At 59.5% G+C, this 6000-nt stretch carries 4 protein-coding genes; 3 read left to right on the forward strand and 1 reads right to left on the reverse strand.

Going from position 1 to position 6000, the window contains the following annotated elements; genetic code table 11:
• The first annotated feature begins 75 nt into the window (after positions 1 to 75).
• From EU557_RS13725 to EU557_RS13735, 3 genes are all read left to right on the forward strand, one after another.
• On the forward strand, positions 76 to 300 hold the full coding sequence (locus EU557_RS13725; RefSeq protein WP_135530997.1) for a hypothetical protein: 225 nt from the start codon (positions 76 to 78) through the stop codon (positions 298 to 300).
• A gap of 52 nt (positions 301 to 352) precedes the next feature.
• Positions 353 to 1696 (forward strand): carboxylesterase family protein, encoded by a 1344-nt coding sequence (locus EU557_RS13730; protein WP_135530998.1) that lies wholly within the window; start codon positions 353 to 355, stop codon positions 1694 to 1696.
• 166 nt (positions 1697 to 1862) lie between these two features.
• Positions 1863 to 3416, forward strand: a complete 1554-nt coding sequence (locus tag EU557_RS13735) for a carboxylesterase/lipase family protein (RefSeq protein ID WP_135530999.1) — start codon at positions 1863 to 1865, stop codon at positions 3414 to 3416.
• A gap of 302 nt (positions 3417 to 3718) precedes the next feature.
• On the opposite strand, the gene EU557_RS13740 is transcribed toward EU557_RS13735, so the two are convergent.
• Positions 3719 to 6000 (reverse strand): malectin domain-containing carbohydrate-binding protein (locus tag EU557_RS13740; protein WP_135531000.1); only part of this gene is annotated, 2282 nt, incomplete at its 5' end.

Below are 6000 nucleotides of genomic sequence, written 5' to 3' on the forward strand. Positions count from 1 at the left end.
CTATAACCTGAAAACGGGTGTTCCGTTATAAGGCGAGAAGCCGCAGATGGCTTCGTACTATTCTTGACATTTCTCATGCGCAGCGCTTACTTCCCAGCCCCGCCTGTTTCCCTATCCTCTCCTGATCAGCAAGGCTGGCTGCAACGCTTGCAGGAAGCAGAACGCGTAGTTGGCATCACGGAAGCAGGCACTCCCCAGGTAACCGCCGAAACGCTTTCCCTCTGGCAGCGCTACGTGCTCGGGGAGCTAACGCTGGAGCAGCTGTTGGTGCTGCAGTGTCAGCGCCTGCGCGTCCGTTAGGCTTGGCTACTACTGGCACTGGCCTAGTGCGCTAGGCTAGCTCAATCTGTCCATGCCTTCCCGCACTCCTGCCCTCTTCAACGCCCCAGCCGGCCCCATTGTTGGGTGGCGCGAGGGAGACTTGCTGCACGCCAGCGGCATCCGGTACGCCCGCGCCAAGCGGTTTCACCCACCGGTTCCTGAACCCGCTGCTAAGTCCCCAATTCAGGCTACCAAGCCAGCGCCGGCTTGCCCCCAGGTTGCCGATCCGCTGCTAGATCAAGTTTTAGGCGACTTATTCACGGAGCTCACTTTCAGCGAAGACTGCCTGCGTCTCTCGCTTACGTTGCCCGCCGATTGCGGCCCGGATGAGCGGCTGCCCGTCATTGTATGGGTGCATGGAGGTTCTTACGTGAGTGGGGCCGGTGATTTGCCCATGTATAGCCCTGCAGCTCTGGTGCAAGAGCAGCGAGTAGTTTTTGTGGCGGTTACCTACCGGCTGGGGCTACTAGGATTTCTTGGTGGCGAAGGCGCCGCGCCCCCAAACCTAGGCCTGCTTGATTTGCGGGAAGCCCTGCGCTGGGTGCAGCGGAACATCACGGCCTTCAAGGGAGACCCCGCCTTGGTTACGTTGCTAGGCCACTCCTCCGGCGCCGATGCCATTGCCCACCTACTGGTGGCAGAGGGAGCCCGTGGGTTATTTCGGCGCGTGATTATGCACAGTGCCCCCTTGGGGTTGTCTCACAACCGCCTGGCCATGAATCAAGCCATGCTTCGGGCTACGGGGGCCCTGCCGGCCCACGCGCCCGTTGAAGAGGTACTGGCCTACCAAGAGCGGGCACAACGGGTAGCACGGCGGTTTGGCCTGAAGGGCGGCATGCCCTTTGGCACTCAGTACGGCGCCTACCCTTTACCAACTGAAGCCAGCGTGGAGCGCGCCTGGGAGGCGGCGGCGCCGGAGGTGGATGTGCTTATTGGCGGCACAGCCCACGAAACCCGCTTCTTCGCCGTTATTAGTCCTACTCTGCGCTTGCTACCTCAAGTGCCCTTGCTAGGGCCGCGGGTGACTAACCTCTTGACGGCCCTCAGCTCACGCTACATTTATCTGGGGCCGGCGCATGCCTTTGCCCACCGGCATGCTCGTGCGGGTGGGCGCGCCTACTTGTTTCTGGTGACGTTTGCGCCAGCTGGCAGCGACTTTGGCGGGGCCCACACCATTGATTTACCCTTGCTGCTGGGGCTTCCCGAGCAATGGGCCGCTACCCCGTTGCTAGGCCAAGCCACCTGGTCCCAGGTCAATGCGCTGGGTCGTCAGGTGCGCCAGCACTGGGCCGATTTTGCTCGCACTGGCACGCTACCAGCCTCCTTGGATATTCCGGGCGTGTTACGGGTAGATCAGGTAACAAGCAGCGCCTAACGCCTTATTCCTAACCTGCCCTAGCCTGATGCAGAGTTTGGCAGAACGCGCACGCCAAATACGCAAACCACTGGCCTAGCCAGCCTCAGTACCGGTGACGGCGATAGTTCGCCTGCTGCCTCTGAAGCCCTAACTACTATTCCTCATTTCCTCGCTACTTCCCCTTATGCGCAGGTTTTACACTAGTCTGTTACTGCTGCTTACGGTTGTTTCCGCCATTGCAGTTGATTCCACAAAGCCGCGCCCTCTAGGGGTAATTGCTACTCGCAGCGGCCGCATTGCCGGGGGCCGGACGGCGGAGGGTCAGGTGGCCTACTACAAAGGCATTCCGTTTGCCGCGCCGCCAGTGGGTGAGTTGCGCTGGAAAGAACCTCAACCAGTAACGCCCTGGACCGGCGTACGCGCTTGTCGGGAGTACGGCCCAAGTCCCATGCAGGCCACTCCTGCCCCGTTTAGCATGTGGAGTGCGGAGTTTCTGATACCAAAGGCGCCCATCAGCGAAGACTGCCTCTACCTGAATGTGTGGACGAGCGCCCCCACGGCCACGGCCCGCCAGCCCGTTCTGGTCTGGATATACGGCGGGGGCTTCATGAGCGGCGGTAGCGCCGTACCCATCTACGACGGGGCAGCCCTGGCCAAACGGGGTGTTGTGGTTGTGAGCATAAACTACCGGGTGGGGCCCTTTGGCTTCTTAGCCCATCCAGAACTTACCAAAGAATCACCCCACGGGGCATCTGGCAACTACGGCTTACTGGATCAGCTGGCCGCCCTACGCTGGGTGCAGGAAAACATTGCTCTTTTCGGCGGAGATCCAGCGCGCGTTACCATCGCTGGGCAGTCGGCCGGCGCCATGAGCGTTTCCTGCCTGGTTGCTTCTCCCTTAGCTAAGGGATTGTTTCATCAAGCTATTGCGGAAAGCGGAGCCGCCATTGGCCGGGCTTACCCCCCGCTGGCACAGGCCGAGCAAGCAGGTGAGCGTTACGGCCGCGAGCTACAAGCGCCGTCCCTGGCGGCTCTGCGCCAAGTGCCAGCCGAGGCGCTGCTCCAACACCTTCCCGCCCTAAAAGGCCCCATCCTTGACGGGTACGTGCTGCCCGCATCACCCCGTGAGCTGCTGCAGCAGGGCAAGTCTAACCCCATCTCTCTGCTCACGGGTTGGAATGAAGACGAAGGGCTCTTAGATGGCCCCCTGCTCCCCGCAGAAGGCTTCCGCCAGCGCGTGCGGCAGCAATACGGCCAACGGGCCGATAGCCTGCTGCACTTCTACCCCACTGAGAGTGAGCAGTCGGCAGCCAATGCCCAGCTACAGCTAGCGCGCGACTTGCGCTTTGGCCTGCCCACCTACACCTGGGTCACCCTGCAAGACCAACACTTGCGCCGCCCGGCCTACTTGTACCGTTTCACCCGGAAAGTGCCCGCCACTGGCGAGTACCGTAAGTATGGCGCCTTTCACACCGGAGAGGTGCCGTACGTGTTCAATACGCTAGGGGTAGTAAGCCGGCCTTGGGAGAAGGGTGATTATCAATTGGCGGAAACCATTGCCGGCTACTGGGTGAACTTTGTGCGCACAGGAAACCCCAATGGCAGTGGCCTACCCAACTGGCCAGCGTTTCACGCACGCTACAAGCAAACCCTACTGCTAGACCTCACGCCTGCTGCCCGGCCCTTGCCAGATCAGGTACGGCTTAATTTTTTGCAGACGCTACCCGTGCAACCCTAATAGCTGGTACTAGGAGCTTACTCTGACTACCCGCTGCTCTTCTGTTTATTAAGATCAACATCCAATCACAGCTACCAGCGTGGCCCGGCAACTACCCGCATAACAGCTACGCCACCATAATATTCCGTTCCGCATTCCTACCTGCGGTGGCTATAGGCCTAGGTGGTTACGCTTGTACCTATTGTATCCTTGCGCGGTAATGTGAAGTTGCTTGTCCGGCGCCAAAAGCAATAGCCGCTCCCTCCCGGAAGCGGCTATTGTCAGATTAGAAGCCCCTTGCAGAACTTCGCCGGAAGTTTACCCTAGTGCTGAATCAGTACCTTGCCTACTTGGCGCGCTCCCTTGGCGGGCGTCAGGATCAGCTGGTACAGGCCCTGGGGCAATTGCTGGGCCTGGACGGGTACTTCGTTCTGCCCGGCTGATAGCTCCACGCGCTGCTGCAGAACTACTTTGCCTAGGGCATCCATCAGGGTGAGAGAAGCCGTCTGAACAGCTTCACTAGCACACGACACCGTAAACGCCCCGGTTGTTGGGTTAGGATAAGCCGTTATGGCCGATGCAGTAGCGGCTTTGCCTTCCAGGGAGCTAGCGCCAGGCAGCACTTGCATGGTTGAGCTGCCAGTTGCGCTTACCGAGGTGTTGGGCACTATCTCAATAGCTGAAATCTTGGCAGCATCAACGCCCCCATCACTGGCGAGAGAGCTCATGTACAGGTTCAGGGTACCGTCGGTCACGTTCACGGTGAACGTCTCGGTTGTGCCAGTCAGCGCCCCCACCTTGCGGAAGATGTCGTAGTTGTCGAGCACCTTCGTGTTCTCCAGGCTCACGTCGAACACCCGCCGACCCGCCGACGTCCAGTATAGTTCCGCGAAGTGCAGCACTACCCGGTAAGAGCCGTTGGTTACGGGGAAAGCATAGTTGAGCGTGCCGTTGGTTCCGTAGCGCTCCGTCTGGTACAAGGCATCTATACCATTGATGGCCGCCGTGGTTGAGTACGTGCTGGTGCTGCCGGTGTAGTAGTTGTCAGCGGTGAACGTACCGATCGTGGTACTTACCTGCGCTCCTCCTGAGTTAACACGGTAAGTGCTCGTCGCCGTGGGCGGAGTTGCCCCACTGGAGGGCACTACTTCAATGGCTGATAGCTTGGGCTGATCAATACCGCCGTCACCGGCGAGAGAGCTCATGTACAGGTTTAGGCTGCCGTCGGTCACGTTCACGGTGAACGTCTCGGTTGTGCCAGTCAGCGCCCCCACCTTGCGGAAGATGTCGTAGTTGTCGAGCACCTTCGTGTTCTCCAGGCTCACGTCGAACACCCGCCGACCCGCCGACGTCCAGTATAGTTCCGCGAAGTGCAGCACTACTTGGTAGGTGCCGTTAGGAATGGGTAGCGTGTAGCTGAGCGTGCCGTTGGTTCCGTAGCGCTCCGTCTGGTAAAGCGGGTTAATGGCCGCAGTGGTTGAGTGCACGCTGCTGTTAGCGGAGTAGTAGCCATCGGCTGAGAAGGTACCCGCAGCGGTGCTTAGCTGAGGGCCGCCCGCGTTAATGCGGTAGGTGCTAGCACTAGCAGGGCTTGACGGTGCAGTAGGCGCTACGCTGGTAGTACCGCCCCGCTTTAATACTGAAGCCGGAATGGTCTGCTTAGGTACGCCGGGGCCCTGAAAATTCACGTTGAGTGACTGACCTCCCCCGCTCTGGAAATACGTAACCGTGAAGGCGTGCGTACCCGCTTTTAGCCCAATCGAGCCAGACTTTTCGGAGTTGCCCTGCGAGTTGTCGTTGAACAGAACTTGGGTTGAGCCAATAAACACCTTAGAGCCATCATCAGAGTTAGTAAAGAAGGTATACTGACCATCTTGAGGCACTGTGATATAGCCCGTAAACTGCAACCCGTAGCCGGAGTCGCGCTGCCGTAAACTCAGGTCGAAGTTGGCCACCTGCCCAGTCTTCACGGGCGTCAGGGTATTAAAGTCTGGCAGCTGGCTCCAGTAGCCTTCGTAGTACTTGTACTCTAGGCCTGCTACGGTTCCTGAAGGGTTTTCTGGATTGCGGAGGGTTTCGCCCGCTACCGCCGCGCAGGCAGCCGTATTCTGCGAGGCCTGCGTACTGTTGGGGAGCGTGCGGTCCTCTACCAAGTTACCCACGTTGCTGAGCGTGGTTGAGCACAGCAGGGTGCTGTGGGCACCTGTGCTTAGGTAAAAAGCATTGGCCGTGTTGCGGGCCGTGTTATTCTGGAATATTGTGCCCAGTGTAACCGCGGCATTACCAATTGGCCCGTTGAACTGGGCTAGGAAGTAGTTGTAATAGCCTTCAGTGCCCAGCACGTTGTTGTTCATCGTTGAGCGGACATACGAAGGACGGGCCGTGAGTATGTTATCGCGGATTTCAACACCGATGGCAGCTGTGCCCAGCGTCTGGCTCACCCCGTACTGGTAGGGCAGCAGCCCGATGTAGGCCGGTGCCCCCGTGTTGGCCGCCGCCTCCACGTTCTCCACCGTGTTGCCCACCAGCTGCGTGTTGTAGACCATGTTGAACACCTGTGCCCCCTGGATCAGCGTCTGGCCCGGCCGCAGCAGGATCCCGTCGT

It is taken from the genome of Hymenobacter wooponensis, assembly GCF_004745865.1.
GTDB classification, from domain to species: domain Bacteria; phylum Bacteroidota; class Bacteroidia; order Cytophagales; family Hymenobacteraceae; genus Hymenobacter; species Hymenobacter wooponensis.